Source organism: Vibrio sp. 2033, assembly GCF_033339735.1.
In genome coordinates, this window is the sequence record NZ_JAWOVC010000037.1 from 1 (window position 1) to 17903 (window position 17903).

Here is a 17903-nt window from a genome sequence, read left to right on the forward strand (position 1 = left end):
ATGCCAGGCGACAACGTACAGATGACTGTAGAGCTAATCGCACCAATCGCAATGGACGAAGGTCTACGTTTCGCGATTCGTGAAGGTGGCCGTACAGTAGGTGCTGGTGTTGTTGCTAAGATCTTCGACTAATTCATAGCGAATTAGCGATGCTTTCGGAAAATCTTGAATTAGATTTGACGAACCAGTAGCAAAAAGGGCATCATTTGATGCCCTTTTTCTGCACTCAACATTATTTTTGCTGTTTTCTTGTTCAGAAGTGGGTTGGGCGCAGAGCAAGATTAAGCAAAGAGGCTTAATCTTAAGAAGAGTACGCTGATTTTTTCAGCGATATGGAGTTTGCCCTGCAACAGCGGGGTTGTTGTCGTCTATATTAAGACTTGTAACAGGTTGGTTTTATGAAAGCAAATAATGCTGAAACTCCTGATAGCTCAAACGCAGCAGATACGTTTAAGTGGGTAGCCGCTTTCGTATTGGCAGCTGCCGCTGTTGTGGGTAATTACCTGTATGGTGAAATGTCTGTAGTGGTTCGTGCTGCAGGCGTTGTTGTTCTTATTGCAGCTGCCTTAGGCGTTGCAGCAACAACGACTAAAGGTAAAGCAGCGATCAGTTTTGCAAAAGAATCTCGTATGGAAGTACGTAAAGTTGTTTGGCCTACTCGCCAAGAAACCATGCAAACAACACTGATCGTTTTAGCTGTAAGTATTGTAATGGCTCTAGTGCTATGGGGTATTGACGGAATTATGGTTCGTCTAGTAGCTCTAGCAACTGGGGTATAGAGGGTTTTTATTCATGAGTGAAGCTCCAAAAAAACGCTGGTATGTGGTTCAAGCCTTCTCTGGATTTGAAGGTCGTGTAGCTCAATCTCTGCGCGAGCATATCAAAATGCACGGCATGGAAGAGCTATTCGGTGAAGTACTGGTTCCTACTGAAGAAGTAGTGGAAATGCGCGCGGGTCAGCGTCGCAAATCTGAGCGTAAGTTCTTCCCAGGTTACGTCCTTGTTCAGATGATTATGAACGATGAATCATGGCACCTAGTACGCAGTGTGCCGCGTGTCATGGGCTTCATTGGTGGTACCTCAGACCGTCCGGCACCTATCACGGATAAAGAGGCTGACGCGATTCTTAATCGTCTTGAGAAAGCGAGTGAAGCGCCTCGTCCGCGTACAATGTACGAAGCGGGTGAAGTGGTACGTGTTAACGAAGGTCCATTTGCTGACTTCAACGGTACGGTTGAAGAAGTGGATTACGAGAAGAGCCGCCTGAAAGTGTCTGTATCGATCTTTGGTCGTGCGACACCAGTTGAGCTTGAATTTGGTCAGGTTGAAAAGCTGGACTAGACTCTTCGTTAAAGAGTATAAAAAATCACCTTTTTAGGGTTGTATAAGGCGCGGATTATGACTATAATTTCGCGCCTTTTTACTTCAAGTGAAGTAAAAAGTTTCTTACACAAACGGGGAGCTGATCCGCGATTAGCGTTTGTACCCAAACTTAGGAATTATCATGGCTAAGAAAGTTGAAGCTTACATCAAGCTACAAGTTGCTGCTGGTATGGCTAACCCTAGTCCACCAGTAGGTCCTGCACTAGGTCAACACGGTGTGAACATCATGGAATTCTGTAAAGCGTTCAACGCAAAAACAGAATCTATTGAGAAAGGTCTACCAACTCCAGTAGTTATCACAGTATACAGCGACCGTTCTTTCACGTTCGTAACTAAGACTCCACCTGCTGCTGTTCTTCTTAAGAAAGCTGCTGGCGTTAAGTCTGGTTCAGGTCGTCCAAACACTGAAAAAGTTGGTACTGTAACTGACGCTCAAATCCAAGAAATCGCAGAAACTAAAGCTGCTGATATGACTGGTGCTGACATCGAAGCGATGAAGCGTTCTATCGCTGGTACTGCTCGTTCAATGGGCCTAGTGGTAGAGGGTTAATAAGATGGCAAAACTAACTAAGCGCATGCGCGTAATCCGCGAAAAAGTTGACGTAACTAAAGAATACGAAATCAACGAAGCTGTTGCTCTTCTTCAAGAACTAGCGACTGCTAAATTCGTTGAGTCTGTAGACGTTGCTGTTAACCTAGGCATTGATGCTCGTAAATCTGACCAGAACGTACGTGGTGCAACTGTACTACCTCACGGTACTGGCCGCGAAATCCGCGTTGCAGTGTTCACTCAAGGTGCTAACGCTGAAGCAGCTAAAGAAGCTGGCGCAGACATCGTAGGTATGGAAGATCTTGCTGAGCAAGTTAAGAAAGGCGAAATGAACTTTGACGTAGTTGTTGCTTCTCCAGATGCAATGCGCGTTGTAGGTCAACTAGGTACTATCCTAGGTCCTCGCGGTCTTATGCCAAACCCTAAAGTTGGTACTGTAACTCCTAACGTTGCTGAAGCAGTTAAAAACGCTAAAGCTGGTCAGGTTCGTTACCGTAACGACAAAAACGGCATCATCCACACTACTATCGGTAAAGCAAACTTCTCTGCTGAGCAGATCAAAGAGAACCTAGAAGCACTTCTAGTTGCTCTGAAGAAAGCTAAGCCATCTTCAGCGAAAGGTACTTTCCTGAAGAAAGTAAGCATCTCTACTACTATGGGTGCTGGTGTTGCTGTTGATCAGGCTAGCCTGAACACTCAAGCATAATTTATTTGCTTAGGCGCAAAATTAGTGTATAATTTCGCGCCTAATATTTGTGGTTGGGGCTGAACTTTGGTTCTTTGAACTGTCTCCTAGTTCGAAATGAATTAAGACCCAGTCTCCGTCCAAGACCGTAGGTGTTTGTGTAAAAGCAAACTTAATTATCCTACGTAGATGGTGCCCGAACTGACAGAAAGCTCTATGTAATATAGTTAACTTTCTTCTGGGGAAGCACCTCAATAGCTCTCACTGTCGTGATGATAGTGAGTGGTGTAACGACAACCAGGAGTAAATCCAAGATGGCTTTAAACCTTCAAGACAAAAAAGCAATTGTTGCTGAAGTCAACGAAGCTGCCAGTGGTGCACTTTCTGCAGTTGTAGCTGATTCTCGTGGCGTTCAAGTTGGCGCGATGACTTCTCTACGTAAACAAGCTCGTGAAGCTGGCGTTTACATGAGAGTTGTTCGTAACACTCTTGCTCGTCGTGCGGTTGAAGGTACTGAGTACGAGTGTCTAACTGACACTTTCACTGGTCCTACTCTAATCGCATTCTCTAATGAGCACCCAGGTGCTGCAGCGCGTCTTTTCAAAGACTTCGCTAAAGAGAACAAAGATTTCGAGATCAAAGCTGCTGCATTTGAAGGCGCTTTAACTGACGCTGAAGTACTAGCAACACTACCAACTTACGACGAAGCAATTGCACGCCTAATGATGTGCATGAAAGAAGCTTCGGCTGGCAAGCTGGCGCGTACTATCGCAGCTATCCGCGATCAAAAACAAGAAGCAGCGGCATAAGCCTTGCTTTTTACTGGTTGCTTAATAAACTTATTGTTGACTTAAAAGAGAATTGTTATGTCTATTACTAACGAGCAAATCCTAGACGCAGTTGCAGAAATGTCTGTAATGCAAGTTGTTGAACTAATCGAAGCAATGGAAGAGAAATTCGGTGTTTCTGCTGCTGCTGCTGTTGTAGCTGGCGGCGCTGCTGCAGGCGAAGCTGCTGCTGAGCAAACTGAATTCGACGTAATCCTAGAAGCTGCTGGCGGTAACAAAGTTGCTGTAATCAAAGCAGTACGTGGCGCAACTGGCCTAGGTCTTAAAGAAGCTAAAGCTCTAGTAGACGGCGCTCCAGCACCTCTTAAAGAAGGTGTTGAGAAAGCAGAAGCTGAAGCTCTTAAAGCTCAGCTAGAAGAAGCTGGTGCAACTGTTGCTGTTAAGTAATTATTGCATAGTTTCTTAGCCTAACGGCTAATTGGCTGGTGGTTTTTTAACCACCGGCCTTTTTGCGCTGTAGGGTATAGGCGAATTTTCCCGCTGTTTAAGCGCCTGATATCCATGCAAAAAACATTTCATTCTTACGAAATGAAATGTCACTACAGTAAACAGCTATATTAGTCACTGTCCCTTACCCCCTTAAGTAACTAGGAGCGGGCGGACAGTTTGGGTCACTTATCAGCGAGCTGAGGAACCCCATGGTTTACTCTTATACCGAGAAAAAGCGCATCCGTAAGGACTTTGGTACTCGTCCACAAGTTTTGGACATTCCATACCTGCTATCGATCCAGCTCGATTCGTTCGACAAATTTATCGAACAGGATCCTGAAGGTCAATACGGTCTTGAAGCCGCTTTCCGTTCTGTATTCCCGATTCAGAGCTACAACGGCAATTCTGAGCTGCAATACGTTAGCTACCGTCTTGGTGAGCCAGTTTTTGACGTTAAAGAATGTCAAATCCGCGGTGTAACTTACTCAAAGCCACTACGTGTAAAACTACGCCTAGTTATCTTTGATAAAGACGCGCCAGCAGGTACTGTAAAAGACATTAAAGAACAAGAAGTCTACATGGGTGAAATTCCACTCATGACAGACAATGGTACCTTCGTAATCAACGGTACCGAGAGGGTTATCGTATCCCAGCTGCACCGAAGCCCAGGCGTGTTCTTCGACAGCGATAAGGGTAAGACCCACTCTTCAGGTAAAGTTTTATACAACGCACGTGTTATTCCTTACCGTGGTTCATGGCTTGATTTCGAGTTTGATCCTAAGGATAACTTGTACGTTCGTATCGACCGCCGTCGTAAGCTACCAGCATCGATCATCCTTCGTGCACTAGGTAAGTCGACAGAAGAAATCCTAGATATCTTCTTCGAGAAAGTGAACTTCGAAGTGAAAGACCAAACTCTATTGATGGAGTTGGTTCCTGATCGTCTACGTGGTGAAACTGCGTCATTCGACATCGAAGCAAATGGTAAAGTTTACGTTGAGCAAGGTCGTCGCGTAACAGCTCGTCATATCCGCCAACTAGAAAAAGATGGTGTTGATCACATCGAAGTACCAGTTGAGTACATCGTAGGTAAAGTTGCATCAAAAGATTACATCAATGAAGCAACAGGCGAGATCATTGTTAACGCTAACCAGGAAATCAGCCTGGAAGCACTAGCGAACCTATCTCAGGCTGGCCACAAAGCGCTAGAAGTTCTATTCACGAACGATCTAGACCACGGTCCATTCATGTCAGAAACACTACGTATCGACAGCACGGTTGATCGTATTTCTGCATTGGTAGAAATCTACCGGATGATGCGCCCTGGTGAGCCGCCAACAAAAGAAGCTGCAGAAGCTCTATTCGAAAGCCTATTCTTCTCTGAAGAGCGTTACGATCTATCGACTGTTGGTCGTATGAAGTTCAACAGCTCTATCGGCCGTGAAGATGCTCAAGAGCAAGGCACACTTGATGAAACTGATATCATCGAAGTGATGAAGAAGCTGATCGCGATCCGTAACGGTAAGGGCGAAGTGGACGATATCGACCACCTAGGCAACCGTCGTATCCGTTCTGTAGGCGAAATGGCTGAGAACCAGTTCCGTGTAGGTCTAGTACGTGTTGAGCGTGCAGTTAAAGAGCGTCTAAGCCTAGGCGATCTTGACGCAATCATGCCTCAAGACTTGATCAACGCGAAGCCAATTTCTGCGGCAGTTAAAGAATTCTTTGGCTCTTCACAGCTTTCACAGTTCATGGACCAAAACAACCCGCTATCAGAAGTAACGCACAAGCGTCGTATTTCTGCATTGGGTCCTGGCGGTCTAACTCGTGAACGTGCTGGCTTCGAAGTACGTGACGTACACGTAACTCACTACGGTCGTCTATGTCCTATCGAAACGCCTGAAGGTCCAAACATCGGTCTGATCAACTCTCTATCTGCGTTTGCGCGTTGTAACGAGTACGGTTTCCTAGAGACACCATACCGTCGCGTTGTAGATGGCGTAGTAACAGACGAAGTAGATTACCTATCTGCAATCGAAGAAGGCCAATTCGTTATCGCACAGGCGAACGCTAAGCTAAACGAAGATGGTACTTTTGCAGATGAGCTGATCACAGCTCGTCAGAAAGGTGAATCTGGTCTACACCCTCGTGAGCACGCTCAGTACATGGACGTTGCGACAAACCAGGTTGTATCTATCGCTGCATCGCTTATCCCGTTCCTAGAACACGATGATGCGAACCGTGCATTGATGGGTGCGAACATGCAACGTCAGGCAGTTCCAACACTGAAAGCTGACAAACCGCTTGTTGGTACTGGTATTGAACGTAACGTAGCAGTTGACTCAGGTGTAACTGCAGTTGCTAAACGTGGTGGTGTAATCCAGTCAGTAGATGCTTCTCGTATCGTTGTTAAAGTTAACGAAGAAGAGCTAGTACCAGGTGAAGCTGGTATCGACATCTACAACCTGACTAAATACACACGTTCTAACCAGAACACATGTATTAACCAGCGCCCATGTGTGATGCCAGGTGAGCCTGTATCACGCGGTGACGTTCTTGCTGATGGTCCTTCAACAGACCTTGGTGAACTAGCGCTTGGTCAAAACATGCGTATCGCGTTCATGCCTTGGAACGGTTACAACTTCGAAGACTCGATCTTAGTATCTGAGCGCGTAGTTCAAGAAGACCGTTTCACGACTATCCACATCCAAGAACTGACTTGTGTGGCGCGTGATACTAAGCTTGGTTCTGAAGAGATCACAGCGGATATTCCAAACGTAGGTGAGTCTGCTCTGTCTAAACTAGACGAGTCGGGTATCGTTTACATCGGTGCTGAAGTTAAGGGTGGCGACATCCTAGTTGGTAAAGTTACACCTAAAGGTGAAACTCAGCTAACGCCTGAAGAGAAGCTACTACGTGCAATCTTCGGTGAAAAAGCATCTGACGTTAAAGATACTTCACTACGTGTACCTAACTCTGTATCAGGTACGATCATCGACGTTCAAGTCTTTACTCGCGATGGCGTAGAGAAAGACAAGCGTGCGCTTGAAATCGAACAGATGCAGCTTAAAGAAGCGAAGAAAGACCTAACTGAAGAATTCCAGATTCTTGAGGGCGGCCTTCTAAACCGTGTTAAAGCTGTATTGATTGAAGGCGGTTACTCTGAAGCGAAACTAGACACAACTGATCGTAAGAAGTGGCTAGAACTAACGCTAGAAGATGACGCACTACAAACTCAGCTTGAGCAACTTGCTGAGCAGTGGGATGAGCTAAAAGCCGACTTTGATAAGAAGTTCGAAACTAAGCGTCGTAAGATCACTCAAGGTGATGATTTAGCACCTGGTGTACTGAAGATCGTTAAGGTTTACCTAGCGGTTAAACGTCGCATTCAGCCTGGTGATAAGATGGCGGGTCGTCACGGTAACAAGGGTGTAATCTCTAAGATCAACCCTGTTGAAGACATGCCATACGATGAGAAAGGTCAGCCTGTAGACATCGTACTTAACCCACTGGGTGTACCTTCGCGTATGAACATCGGTCAGATCCTAGAAGTACACTTAGGTCTGGCAGCGAAAGGTATCGGTGACAAGATCAACCAGATGGTTAAAGAGCAGCAAGAACTAGCGAAATTCCGCGAGTTCCTACAAAAAGTTTACGATCTAGGCGACACTCGCCAGAAAGTAGACATTGCTTCTCTATCTGATGATGAAGTACGTACTCTGATCAAGAACTTGCGTGGCGGTCTACCAATCGCGACTCCTGTATTTGATGGCGCTCCAGAAGAGTCAATCAAAGCACTTCTTGAGCTAGCAGATCTACCAACATCAGGTCAGTTAACACTGTTTGATGGTCGCACAGGTGATGCGTTTGAGCGTCCTGTAACTGTTGGTTACATGTACATGCTGAAACTGAACCACCTTGTTGATGACAAGATGCACGCTCGTTCAACTGGTTCGTACAGCCTAGTAACTCAGCAACCACTAGGTGGTAAAGCTCAGTTCGGTGGTCAGCGTTTCGGTGAGATGGAAGTATGGGCACTAGAAGCATACGGTGCTGCTTACACGCTACAAGAAATGCTAACGGTTAAGTCGGATGACGTTAACGGCCGTACTAAGATGTACAAGAACATCGTAGACGGTAACCACAGCATGGAACCTGGCATGCCAGAATCGTTCAACGTACTGTTGAAAGAGATCCGCTCGCTAGGTATCAACATCGAGCTAGAAGACGAAGAGTAATCCTTTTCTCTCTTGATGAAAGTCGAGAGAATCAAAGCGATTATTTGGAAGAAGGTGCTCACTTTAGCGAGTGAGCTCCTTTTAACTCCTTACAGGAGCTGATTGTGAAAGACTTATTAAACTTTCTAAAAGCACAGCATAAGACCGAAGAATTTGATGCAATCAAAATCGGTCTATCTTCACCAGACATGATCCGTTCATGGTCTTTCGGTGAAGTTAAAAAACCTGAAACGATCAACTATCGTACGTTCAAACCTGAACGCGATGGTCTGTTCTGTGCGCGTATCTTTGGTCCAGTTAAAGACTACGAATGTCTTTGTGGTAAGTACAAGCGCCTGAAGCACCGTGGTGTTATCTGTGAGAAGTGTGGTGTAGAAGTTACACAAACTAAAGTTCGTCGTGACCGTATGGGCCACATTGAACTGGCTTCACCAGTAGCTCACATCTGGTTCCTAAAATCGCTACCGTCTCGTATCGGTCTACTAATGGATATCCCTCTACGTGATATCGAACGCGTTCTGTACTTCGAAATGTACGTAGTAACAGAGCCTGGTATGACTGATCTAGAAAAAGGTCAGATGCTTACTGAAGAAGAGTATCTAGATCGTCTAGAAGAGTGGGGCGACGAGTTCACTGCTAAGATGGGTGCGGAAGCTATCAAGGACCTACTAGGTTCTATGGATATGCACGCTGAAGCAGAACAAATGCGTGAAGAGTTAGAGACAACAAACTCTGAAACTAAGCGTAAGAAAGTAACTAAGCGTCTTAAGCTGGTAGAAGCGTTCATCGCATCGGGTAACAACCCTGAGTGGATGATCCTAACTGTACTTCCAGTACTTCCGCCAGATCTACGTCCTCTAGTACCTCTAGATGGCGGCCGCTTTGCGACTTCTGATCTTAACGATCTATACCGTCGTGTGATCAACCGTAACAACCGTTTGAAGCGTCTTCTAGAGCTAGCGGCTCCGGACATCATCGTACGTAACGAAAAACGTATGCTGCAAGAGTCTGTTGATGCGCTACTAGATAACGGTCGTCGTGGTCGTGCGATCACAGGTTCTAACAAGCGTCCTCTGAAATCTCTTGCTGATATGATCAAGGGTAAACAAGGTCGTTTCCGTCAGAACCTTCTAGGTAAACGTGTAGACTACTCTGGCCGTTCTGTAATCACAGTAGGTCCATACCTGCGTCTACACCAGTGTGGTCTTCCTAAGAAGATGGCACTTGAGCTATTCAAACCATTCATCTACAGCAAGCTAGAGACTCGTGGTCTTGCGACTACAATCAAAGCTGCTAAGAAAATGGTAGAGCGTGAAGAAGCGGTCGTTTGGGATATCCTAGACGAAGTAATCCGTGAACACCCAGTACTATTGAACCGTGCACCGACACTTCACCGTCTAGGTATCCAGGCGTTCGAACCAGTACTGATCGAAGGTAAAGCGATTCAGCTACACCCACTTGTTTGTGCGGCGTACAACGCGGACTTCGATGGTGACCAAATGGCGGTTCACGTACCTCTAACTCTAGAGGCACAACTTGAAGCTCGTACTCTGATGATGTCGACAAACAACATTCTGTCGCCAGCGTCAGGTGATCCGATCATCGTACCTTCTCAGGACGTTGTATTGGGTCTGTACTACATGACTCGTGAAAAGATCAACGTGAAAGGTGAAGGCATGTACCTTTCTGGCCCAGAAGAGGCTGAGAAAGCATACCGCACTAAACAAGCTGAGCTTCACGCACGCGTTAAAGTACGAATTACAGAAACTGTTGTAGACGAAGACGGCAACAGCACTACAGAAACCAAGATGGTAGACACCACTGTTGGTCGTGCAATGCTATGGCAAATCGTGCCAGCTGGTCTACCGTACAGCATCGTTAACCAAAAGCTAGGTAAGAAGCAAATCTCTAACCTACTTAACGAGGCGTACCGTAAACTAGGTCTGAAAGACACAGTAATCTTCGCTGACCAAATCATGTACACAGGTTTCGCATACGCGGCACTTTCTGGTGTATCTGTTGGTATCGACGATATGGTTGTACCAGCAGCTAAGTACACTGAAATCGCAGAAGCGGAAGAAGAAGTACGTGAAATCCAGGAACAGTACCAATCAGGTCTTGTTACTGCGGGCGAACGCTACAACAAAGTTATCGATATCTGGGCATCGACCAACGACCGTGTTGCGAAAGCAATGATGGAAAACCTTTCATCTGAAACGGTAGTTAACCGTGACGGTGAAGAGGAACAGCAAGAGTCATTCAACAGCATCTATATGATGGCGGACTCGGGCGCTCGTGGTTCTGCAGCACAGATTCGTCAGCTTGCGGGTATGCGTGGTCTGATGGCGCGTCCAGATGGTTCAATCATCGAAACGCCGATCACAGCGAACTTTAAAGAAGGTCTAAACGTACTTCAGTACTTTATCTCAACGCACGGTGCTCGTAAGGGTCTTGCGGATACGGCACTGAAAACAGCGAACTCGGGTTACCTAACTCGTCGTCTAGTAGACGTTGCTCAAGACGTTGTTGTAACTGAACATGACTGTGGCACTCACGAAGGTGTCGACATGATGCCTCACATCGAGGGTGGTGATGTTAAAGTTGCACTTTCTGAGCTTGCTCTTGGTCGTGTTGTTGCTGAAGACGTACTAAAACCTGGCACTGAAGACGTTCTTATTCCACGTAACACCCTGATCGATGAGAAGTGGTGTCAAATCATGGAAGAGAACTCAGTAGACAGCATGAAAGTGCGCTCTGTAGTAACGTGTGATTCTGACTTCGGTTGTTGTGCACAATGTTACGGTCGTGACCTAGCACGTGGTCACCTAGTGAACCAAGGTGAAGCAGTGGGTGTTATTGCTGCTCAGTCTATCGGTGAGCCAGGTACACAGCTAACGATGCGTACGTTCCACATCGGTGGTGCGGCATCGACAGCAGCGGCAGAGAACAGTGTTCAAGTTAAGAACAACGGTTCTATCAAGCTACACAACGCTAAATCTGTATTGGCTGATGACGGTAAGATCGTTATCACTTCTCGTGCGACAGAGTTAACTATCGTTGATGAGTTTGGTCGTACTAAAGAGAAGCACAAACTGCCTTACGGTACGCTACTAAGCAAAGGCGATGGTGATACAGTTCAAGCTGGCGAAACAGTTGCAAACTGGGAAGCGCACACACTACCTATCATTACTGAGGTAGCAGGTCGCATCCAGTTCGTAGATATGATCGACGGCGTAACAGTATCTCGTCAAACGGATGACTTAACTGGTCTATCTTCAAGCGAAGTAACTGACCCAGCAGCTCGTCCTTCAGCAGGTAAAGATATGCGTCCAGCTATCAAACTTGTTGACGAGCAAGGTAACGATGTAATGATCCCTGGTACTGATATGCCAGCTCACTACTTCCTACCTGGTAAAGCGATTGTGAACATCGAAGATGGCGCAGCAGTAGGTGTTGGTGCAACACTAGCACGTATTCCTCAGAAGTCTGGCGGTAACAAAGATATCACCGGTGGTCTTCCACGAGTTGCTGACCTATTTGAAGCACGTAAGCCGAAAGAGCCTGCAATCCTTGCTGAGCACACAGGTACTGTGAGCTTTGGTAAAGAGACGAAAGGTAAACGTCGCCTAGTGATCACACGTGAAAGCGGTGAAGCTTACGAAGAGATGATTCCTAAGCATCGTCAGTTGAACGTATTCGAAGGTGAAAAAGTTGAACGTGGTGACGTGATCGCAGATGGTCCAGAGTCTCCACATGACATCCTACGTCTACGTGGCGTACACGCGGTAACGCAGTACATTGCTAACGAAGTACAGGAAGTTTACCGTCTACAAGGCGTTAAGATTAACGATAAGCACATTGAAACTATCGTTCGTCAGATGCTACGTAAGTGTACTATTACTCACTCTGGTGACTCTGAGTTCCTACCTGGTGAGCAGATTGAATACTCACAAGTTAAGATTGCTAACCGTAACCTAGAAGCTGAAGGTAAAGAGCCTGCACGTTTCGAACGTGAACTACTAGGTATTACTAAAGCATCTCTAGCGACTGAGTCGTTCATCTCTGCGGCATCGTTCCAGGAGACAACTCGCGTACTAACGGAAGCTGCGGTTTCTGGTAAGCGTGATGACCTACGTGGTCTGAAAGAGAACGTAATTGTTGGTCGTCTGATCCCAGCTGGTACTGGTTTCGCATACCACCAAGAGCGTCAAGCTAAACGTTCTGAAGCGCAAGATGGTCCTTCTGCTGAGCAAGCAACGGATAACCTAGCGGCACTTCTAAACGCTGGTTTCTCTTCTGAAGAGTAAGTCTTATAACGAGTAATCGTTAAAAGCTTAAGAAAAAGGCACCTTCGGGTGCCTTTTTAGTTTTTATACTACTTTGTTCTTCCGGTGGGATTTTCGATAAAGCTAGAAACAAAAAAGACCGACGATGATCGTCAGTCTTTTCTCTCACTCTATTTCTGAATGTTTGCAAATACTAAGCTCCAGGTGGCATAGACAGGCTTTCTGCGATTTGCTGTATCAGATAGTCCTCGACTTCAAAGCGAGTCTCAAGAATTTCCCCAATGAGACACATATCAGAATCGAAATCATTTAATTCATCATCTTCAGTCACTTCTGAGTACTTATCGTTAAAGTTCAATAATGGTTCAGTCGTTAGAACAATTTGACCATAGGTTTGATTGATCTCATTAGTCACGACAAAGCCGGTTGCTTTCCAACGGTCCATAACCATGTCATAAATTTTAAAGTGGCCTTCGGAGATGTAATCAACGAGGTGCTGACAGAAATCCTGCAGTTCGGAAGGAGATGGGAGTTCAATAACATTGGTTTTCGAACAAGGTTGCAGCGCTGCAAGCTTACAATATTCAACAATCAGGGATTGTCGTGTCTCTAACCAGTGATCAATGACATCACTTGAGCCACCCCACTGGTCTTGTGTTTGTTTGAATTTTCTTAGCATGACCATGCCCTCATGATCTGATCGCCCATCGGCGAACGTATCCTTTGCAAAGCAAAGTTAGTAAAGTTATTACAAACTCTTGTCCTTACTAGAATTTAGAGTGCACATTTACTTAACGATAAACTCTAGTATGAAATTAGATTGCCAGTAAAATGAACGAACTTCAAGCAAAGGGATGGTGTAATGTTAAGAAAAGGTGATGTTAACCGCGCGATAAATGCATACTGGTGTGTTGTTGCAGGAAGTGAAATTTGGCTGGTGGATGGTGCTGTGCCCTTCGGGTCTGCAGAGCAGTTATCACTGCCAGTAACGAGTGCAAGACCCATTGGTGAGTATTCTGGTTCGCCCGTCATGTGGCTTAACTTGGCCGATTTAGAGCATGATCTACCTTTAGTATCCCTGCGTGACTGCCTGCATTTTCCTGAGCCATTATTTATGTTGTTAAGTAAAGCTGTGCAATATGGGCACATGACGCAAAGTTTGCGCTTTTGTCCACAGTGCGGAGGAAGAAACTTTCTTAATAATAACCAGTTAGCCATGCAGTGTGGTGAATGTCGCACCCTTCATTATCCTAGAATATTTCCGTGTATTATCGTTGCTGTACGTAAAGAAAATCAGATCTTATTAGCCCAACATCCAAGGCATCGAAATGGTATGTATACGGTTATTGCGGGTTTTCTAGAAGTCGGTGAGACATTAGAAGAGTGCGTGGCTCGAGAAATTCATGAAGAAACGGGAATTCTCGTTAAAAACATTCGTTACTTTGGCAGCCAGCCTTGGGCTTTCCCATCCAGTATGATGATGGGGTTTTTAGCTGATTATGAATCCGGAGAGTTAAGCCCAGACTACACTGAGCTGTCTGATGCACAATGGTTTGGTATCGACGAGATGCCGCCTGTTGCGCCTAAAGGAACGATTGCAAGAGCACTTATCGAACAAACGCTGAAAGATATAGACTCTAATTGTCTGATAAATAGATAAAAAAAACCCTCCGAGAGGGAGGGGGTAAGTAAGATGTCGTTATGAGATGCTGAGTACTAAGTACTCAGTTTATAATTGTAGTTTTCGCTAGCGAACAAATTTTTAACACTGATACCGATTGGGTGCAAATTAAGCATTGATTTAAAAGTTAATAACTTGATCCAGGTTGCAAAGCACACAGCTATTGGACTTAAATCAGTGATAGAATACCCCCTTTCACAGAAAGCCTAACAGTTGGAATTACGGAATGACTGAATTAAAAAATGATCGTTATCTGCGTGCGCTTTTAAAAGAGCCGGTAGATTACACGCCAGTATGGATGATGCGCCAGGCAGGTCGTTACCTACCAGAATACAAAGCGACTCGTGCAGAAGCGGGTGATTTCATGTCTTTGTGTCGAAATGCAGAATTAGCATCCGAAGTGACACTTCAACCATTACGCCGTTTTCCTCTTGATGCCGCGATCTTATTCTCGGACATCTTAACGATTCCAGATGCAATGGGGCTTGGTTTGCGTTTTGCTGCGGGTGAAGGACCTGTTTTTGATAACCCAATTACATGCAAAGCCGACGTGGAAAAAATTGGTTTGCCAGATCCTGAAGGTGAACTGCAATACGTAATGAACGCAGTACGCCAGATCCGTAAAGACCTGAAGGGTGAAGTGCCGCTGATTGGTTTTTCTGGTAGTCCTTGGACTCTTGCGACGTATATGATCGAAGGTGGTAGCTCTAAAGCGTTTACCAAGATCAAGAAGATGATGTACGCGGAACCACAAACTCTGCACCTACTTCTAGATAAGCTGGCAGACAGCGTTATCGAGTACTTAAACGCGCAAATTAAAGCGGGTGCGCAATCGGTAATGGTATTTGACACATGGGGTGGCGTACTAACGCCTCGTGATTACAATCTGTTCTCACTGCAATACATGCACAAGATTGTAGATGGTCTGATTCGTGAAAACGACGGTCGTCGCGTGCCAGTCACACTGTTTACTAAGAATGGCGGCATGTGGCTTGAGCAAATCGCAGCAACGGGCTGTGATGCGGTTGGTCTAGACTGGACAATCAACATTGCAGACGCGAAAGCACGTATCGGTGATAAAGTGGCGCTGCAAGGTAACATGGACCCATCAATGCTTTACGCTTCACCAGAGCGTATCCGTGAAGAAGTCGCGGGTATTCTAGAAGGTTTTGGTAATGCAGGTACTGGTCATGTGTTCAACCTAGGTCACGGTATCCATTTGGATGTGCCGCCAGAAAACGCGGGTGTATTTGTGGAAGCGGTACACGAGCTATCTAAGCCGTACCACAAGTAACTTCGACTTTTTGAAATCAAATGCCGGCATTCAGTGCCGGTATTTTTTTACCTAAAATTCAGTTTTTCTATCTGAGACTCAAGGCTGTACAGCTCTAGTAGTATTTGGCCTACTATGATCTAATTACTACTCTAGCTGTACACTGGATATTAAAGTTTAATATAAACAAATACTTATGATTTCAGGTTTTATGTTCTAATTTTCTTGTACAGATAAACAAGCAATTAGATCATGGGTGACCTAAAGCATCGAGTGAACGCGTTTTTTAAGGTATGGCACGACGTCAGATTCAAACCAAGGATTCTTCTTTAACCACAATGTATTGCGTGGAGATGGGTGAGGGAGCGGGATAAAGTCCGGTTCCCAATCTTGCCATTGCTGAACGGTTTGCGTGAGCGTCTTTGGTTTGTTGGTGAGATAGTACTGCTGCGAGTATTGACCAATTAGTAGAGTGAGCTCTATATTGGGCAGCTGCTCAAGAATCTTTTTATGCCAAGTGGGCGCACATTCTTTACGAGGCGGTAAATCACCAGAGTTCCCTTTGCCTGGATAACAGAATCCCATTGGGACAATGGCAATTTTATTTGGGTCGTAGAAAACGTCTTTGTCGATATCGAGCCATTGGCGTAATCGATCACCACTTGGGTCATTCCAAGGTATCGAGGTTTTGTGTACACGTGTGCCAGGGGCCTGACCGATGATTAGGATGCGTGCCCCTTTTGCGGCTTGTACGACAGGGTTTGCGCCCAAAGGTAAATTATCCGCGCAGATCTGGCAGGCCCTCACTTGTTGCAATAGCTCGTCTAACGACATTCTCAGTAACCCTTTTCGAAATCCACTTGATAATTTAATGAAAATCCATCGCGCCAGCGTAGATAGTTGTCAGCAAAAATCTCGATGACTTGCTCGGGAAAACTCAGCGCAGCAATGTGTGGAGTGATGGTGACTTGCGGTAGTTTCCAAAACGGATGCTCTACCGATAACGGTTCTTGCTCAAACACATCTAAGAAGGCGTGTTCTACCCAACGGTTTTTCAGAGCGAAGAGCAACCCTGTCTCATCCAGTACGTCGCCACGACCTACGTTAAATAATAACGCCTGATTTAGTTGGCTGAGCGTTTGACGATTAAGTAACTGTCGCGTCTCAGGTGTACTTGGTAGAGTATTCACAACGATGTCGGCTTGCTCAAATGCCTTACTTAGTTCATTGATATGAAAGGTCTGATGAAACTCGCCGCCTGAAGTCGGGATACCTGTGCGGTTAATACCGATAGTTTTTATCCCCATTGCTTTAGCGGCGTTGCCCAGATAGCCCCCAATGCTACCGGTACCAAGAATTACCATGGTTTTACTTTGTAATGACGTGTATAGGTGAGGCTGCCATTGTTTGTTTTGTTGTTGCTGGTGGTATCGGGCAAAGTGGCGGTAATGGGCAATACTGTAACCCAAAACATATTCAGCAATCAGTGGACCAAAGATGCCTCGAACGTTAGTTAGAGTATAGTCCTGACGAAGGCTAGGGGATGTTAAGGCGTTGACACCAGCAAATGTGGATTGTACCCATTCAAGCTGTGAAAACTCGTCTAAGCTTTGTGATAGTAAGGGTGGATCCGCTAGTACGATCTGAGCGGCTTCTGGTTGGTCGGTGAGGCAAAGATCGGGCAGATTTTTCTCTGCCAGTAACGTTTTGTAGGTGTCGCGATGCTCTGAGAGCAGGAAAATCTGATTTGAATGCGGCATTAACTTTTTTCCCTGTGATGAATCAAGTACACTTTCGCTGTTTTTTTCTTCAATGATTGAGTGACTATGCTTAAGAATCCTCTTCAGGTTCGTTTAGAAAAACTAGAACCTTGGCAACAAATTACCTTTATGGCGTGTCTGTGTGAACGCATGTATCCAAACTATGCGATGTTTTGTGAGAATACAGAATTTGCTGACCCGCGTGCTTACCGAGCGATTCTTGATAGTGTATGGGAAATTTTGACAGTTAAGAACGCGAAAATTAACTTCGAACGTCAATTGGAGAAGTTAGAAGAGTTGTTCCCAAGTGCGGATGAGTTCGATTTTTACGGCGTTTACCCAGCGATGGACGCGTGTCAGGGTTTGTCTACGTTACTGCATGGTCTATTGGACCGCGACTACCTTTTCGATTCAATGCTTAAAGTGAGTCAACAGTCGGTACAAACCGTTGCTGATCTAGAGCAAGCACAAGGCGCAGAGCCAATCACTAACGACAACCAGAAAGAAAACGAAGCCGTATGTGAAGAGTGGGACGTCCAGTGGGCTATCTTCCGTCCGCTGCGTGAAGCGGTAGAACGTGACATCAGCTTGATTAAAGATTTGCGTGAAGAGCTACGTGAAGAAGGTGTGAGCAACATCGGTATTGCACTTTAATCGTTGAATAAATAGAAAAAGGCATCCTAACTGGATGCCTTTTTTGTTTTCAGCCCTAAACCACCTACTTCAGTAGGTGGTTATCATCCGTTTCGGCTTTGCCTGTAAAACTACTC

The 17903-nt window shown here is 45.6% G+C and carries 14 protein-coding genes and 1 pseudogene; 12 read left to right on the forward strand and 3 right to left on the reverse strand.

Translation table 11 applies throughout. From position 1 onward, the window contains the following. The 9 genes and pseudogenes from tuf to rpoC form a co-directional block, all read left to right on the forward strand. A pseudogene (gene tuf / locus R7P74_RS23325) lies at nucleotides 1-132 on the forward strand (elongation factor Tu); the annotation flags it as partial. Nucleotides 133-398: 266 nt separating this feature from the next. After that, on the forward strand, nucleotides 399-779 hold the full coding sequence (secE, locus tag R7P74_RS23330; RefSeq protein ID WP_005384680.1) for a preprotein translocase subunit SecE: 381 nt from the start codon (nucleotides 399-401) through the stop codon (nucleotides 777-779). A 13-nt stretch (nucleotides 780-792) separates the two neighbouring features. Next, nucleotides 793-1341, forward strand: a complete 549-nt coding sequence (gene nusG / locus R7P74_RS23335) for a transcription termination/antitermination protein NusG (RefSeq protein WP_005384681.1) — start codon at nucleotides 793-795, stop codon at nucleotides 1339-1341. 163 nt (nucleotides 1342-1504) lie between these two features. Next, nucleotides 1505-1933, forward strand: a complete 429-nt coding sequence (gene rplK, locus R7P74_RS23340; protein WP_005384682.1) for a 50S ribosomal protein L11 — start codon at nucleotides 1505-1507, stop codon at nucleotides 1931-1933. Nucleotides 1934-1937: 4 nt separating this feature from the next. Continuing rightward, nucleotides 1938-2639: a 50S ribosomal protein L1 gene (gene rplA, locus R7P74_RS23345; protein ID WP_005384683.1), complete on the forward strand. Its 702-nt coding sequence runs from the start codon at nucleotides 1938-1940 to the stop codon at nucleotides 2637-2639. Nucleotides 2640-2932: 293 nt separating this feature from the next. Further along, complete coding sequence (gene rplJ, locus R7P74_RS23350) at nucleotides 2933-3427, forward strand: 50S ribosomal protein L10 (RefSeq protein ID WP_005382538.1); 495 nt, start codon at nucleotides 2933-2935, stop codon at nucleotides 3425-3427. A gap of 57 nt (nucleotides 3428-3484) precedes the next feature. Beyond that, nucleotides 3485-3853, forward strand: a complete 369-nt coding sequence (gene rplL, locus R7P74_RS23355; protein ID WP_005382540.1) for a 50S ribosomal protein L7/L12 — start codon at nucleotides 3485-3487, stop codon at nucleotides 3851-3853. A 251-nt stretch (nucleotides 3854-4104) separates the two neighbouring features. Then, nucleotides 4105-8133: a DNA-directed RNA polymerase subunit beta gene (gene rpoB, locus R7P74_RS23360; protein WP_005384685.1), complete on the forward strand. Its 4029-nt coding sequence runs from the start codon at nucleotides 4105-4107 to the stop codon at nucleotides 8131-8133. Nucleotides 8134-8237: 104 nt separating this feature from the next. Beyond that, nucleotides 8238-12440 carry a DNA-directed RNA polymerase subunit beta' gene (rpoC, locus tag R7P74_RS23365; RefSeq protein ID WP_005382514.1) on the forward strand — a complete coding sequence of 1401 codons (4203 nt, stop codon included), beginning with the start codon at nucleotides 8238-8240 and terminating at the stop codon, nucleotides 12438-12440. A 172-nt stretch (nucleotides 12441-12612) separates the two neighbouring features. On the opposite strand, the gene R7P74_RS23370 is transcribed toward rpoC, so the two are convergent. Next, nucleotides 12613-13104, reverse strand: a complete 492-nt coding sequence (locus tag R7P74_RS23370; RefSeq protein WP_005382515.1) for an Rsd/AlgQ family anti-sigma factor — start codon at nucleotides 13102-13104, stop codon at nucleotides 12613-12615. Nucleotides 13105-13281: 177 nt separating this feature from the next. On the opposite strand from R7P74_RS23370, the gene nudC reads away from it, so the two are divergent. Both nudC and hemE read left to right on the forward strand, forming a co-directional pair. Next, on the forward strand, nucleotides 13282-14079 hold the full coding sequence (gene nudC / locus R7P74_RS23375; protein ID WP_005382516.1) for an NAD(+) diphosphatase: 798 nt from the start codon (nucleotides 13282-13284) through the stop codon (nucleotides 14077-14079). 247 nt (nucleotides 14080-14326) lie between these two features. After that, on the forward strand, nucleotides 14327-15394 hold the full coding sequence (hemE, locus tag R7P74_RS23380) for a uroporphyrinogen decarboxylase (protein ID WP_047102537.1): 1068 nt from the start codon (nucleotides 14327-14329) through the stop codon (nucleotides 15392-15394). Between the two features lie 240 nt (nucleotides 15395-15634). Here the strand turns inward: hemE and R7P74_RS23385 are convergent, their stop codons facing one another. Further along, nucleotides 15635-16207 carry a uracil-DNA glycosylase family protein gene (locus R7P74_RS23385; RefSeq protein WP_005382518.1) on the reverse strand — a complete coding sequence of 191 codons (573 nt, stop codon included), beginning with the start codon at nucleotides 16205-16207 and terminating at the stop codon, nucleotides 15635-15637. A gap of 2 nt (nucleotides 16208-16209) precedes the next feature. Continuing rightward, complete coding sequence (locus R7P74_RS23390; protein WP_047102536.1) at nucleotides 16210-17133, reverse strand: D-2-hydroxyacid dehydrogenase; 924 nt, start codon at nucleotides 17131-17133, stop codon at nucleotides 16210-16212. 66 nt (nucleotides 17134-17199) lie between these two features. Between R7P74_RS23390 and R7P74_RS23395 the strand changes: the two genes are divergently transcribed. Next, nucleotides 17200-17787, forward strand: a complete 588-nt coding sequence (locus R7P74_RS23395) for a YjaG family protein (RefSeq protein ID WP_005382520.1) — start codon at nucleotides 17200-17202, stop codon at nucleotides 17785-17787. The last annotated feature ends 116 nt before the right edge of the window (nucleotides 17788-17903 follow it).

Excerpts from the sequence above, each read along its gene's own strand:
- secE (WP_005384680.1), top strand. The coding sequence starts at position 399 with ATGAAAGCAAATAATGCTGAAACTCCTGATAGCTCAAACGCAGCAGAT.
- nusG (WP_005384681.1), top strand. The coding sequence starts at position 793 with ATGAGTGAAGCTCCAAAAAAACGCTGGTATGTGGTTCAAGCCTTCTCT.
- rplK (WP_005384682.1), top strand. The coding sequence starts at position 1,505 with ATGGCTAAGAAAGTTGAAGCTTACATCAAGCTACAAGTTGCTGCTGGT.
- rplA (WP_005384683.1), top strand. The coding sequence starts at position 1,938 with ATGGCAAAACTAACTAAGCGCATGCGCGTAATCCGCGAAAAAGTTGAC.
- rplJ (WP_005382538.1), top strand. The coding sequence starts at position 2,933 with ATGGCTTTAAACCTTCAAGACAAAAAAGCAATTGTTGCTGAAGTCAAC.
- rplL (WP_005382540.1), top strand. The coding sequence starts at position 3,485 with ATGTCTATTACTAACGAGCAAATCCTAGACGCAGTTGCAGAAATGTCT.
- rpoB (WP_005384685.1), top strand. The coding sequence starts at position 4,105 with ATGGTTTACTCTTATACCGAGAAAAAGCGCATCCGTAAGGACTTTGGT.
- R7P74_RS23370 (WP_005382515.1), bottom strand. The coding sequence starts at position 13,104 with ATGGTCATGCTAAGAAAATTCAAACAAACACAAGACCAGTGGGGTGGC.
- nudC (WP_005382516.1), top strand. The coding sequence starts at position 13,282 with ATGTTAAGAAAAGGTGATGTTAACCGCGCGATAAATGCATACTGGTGT.
- hemE (WP_047102537.1), top strand. The coding sequence starts at position 14,327 with ATGACTGAATTAAAAAATGATCGTTATCTGCGTGCGCTTTTAAAAGAG.
- R7P74_RS23385 (WP_005382518.1), bottom strand. The coding sequence starts at position 16,207 with ATGTCGTTAGACGAGCTATTGCAACAAGTGAGGGCCTGCCAGATCTGC.
- R7P74_RS23390 (WP_047102536.1), bottom strand. The coding sequence starts at position 17,133 with ATGCCGCATTCAAATCAGATTTTCCTGCTCTCAGAGCATCGCGACACC.
- R7P74_RS23395 (WP_005382520.1), top strand. The coding sequence starts at position 17,200 with ATGCTTAAGAATCCTCTTCAGGTTCGTTTAGAAAAACTAGAACCTTGG.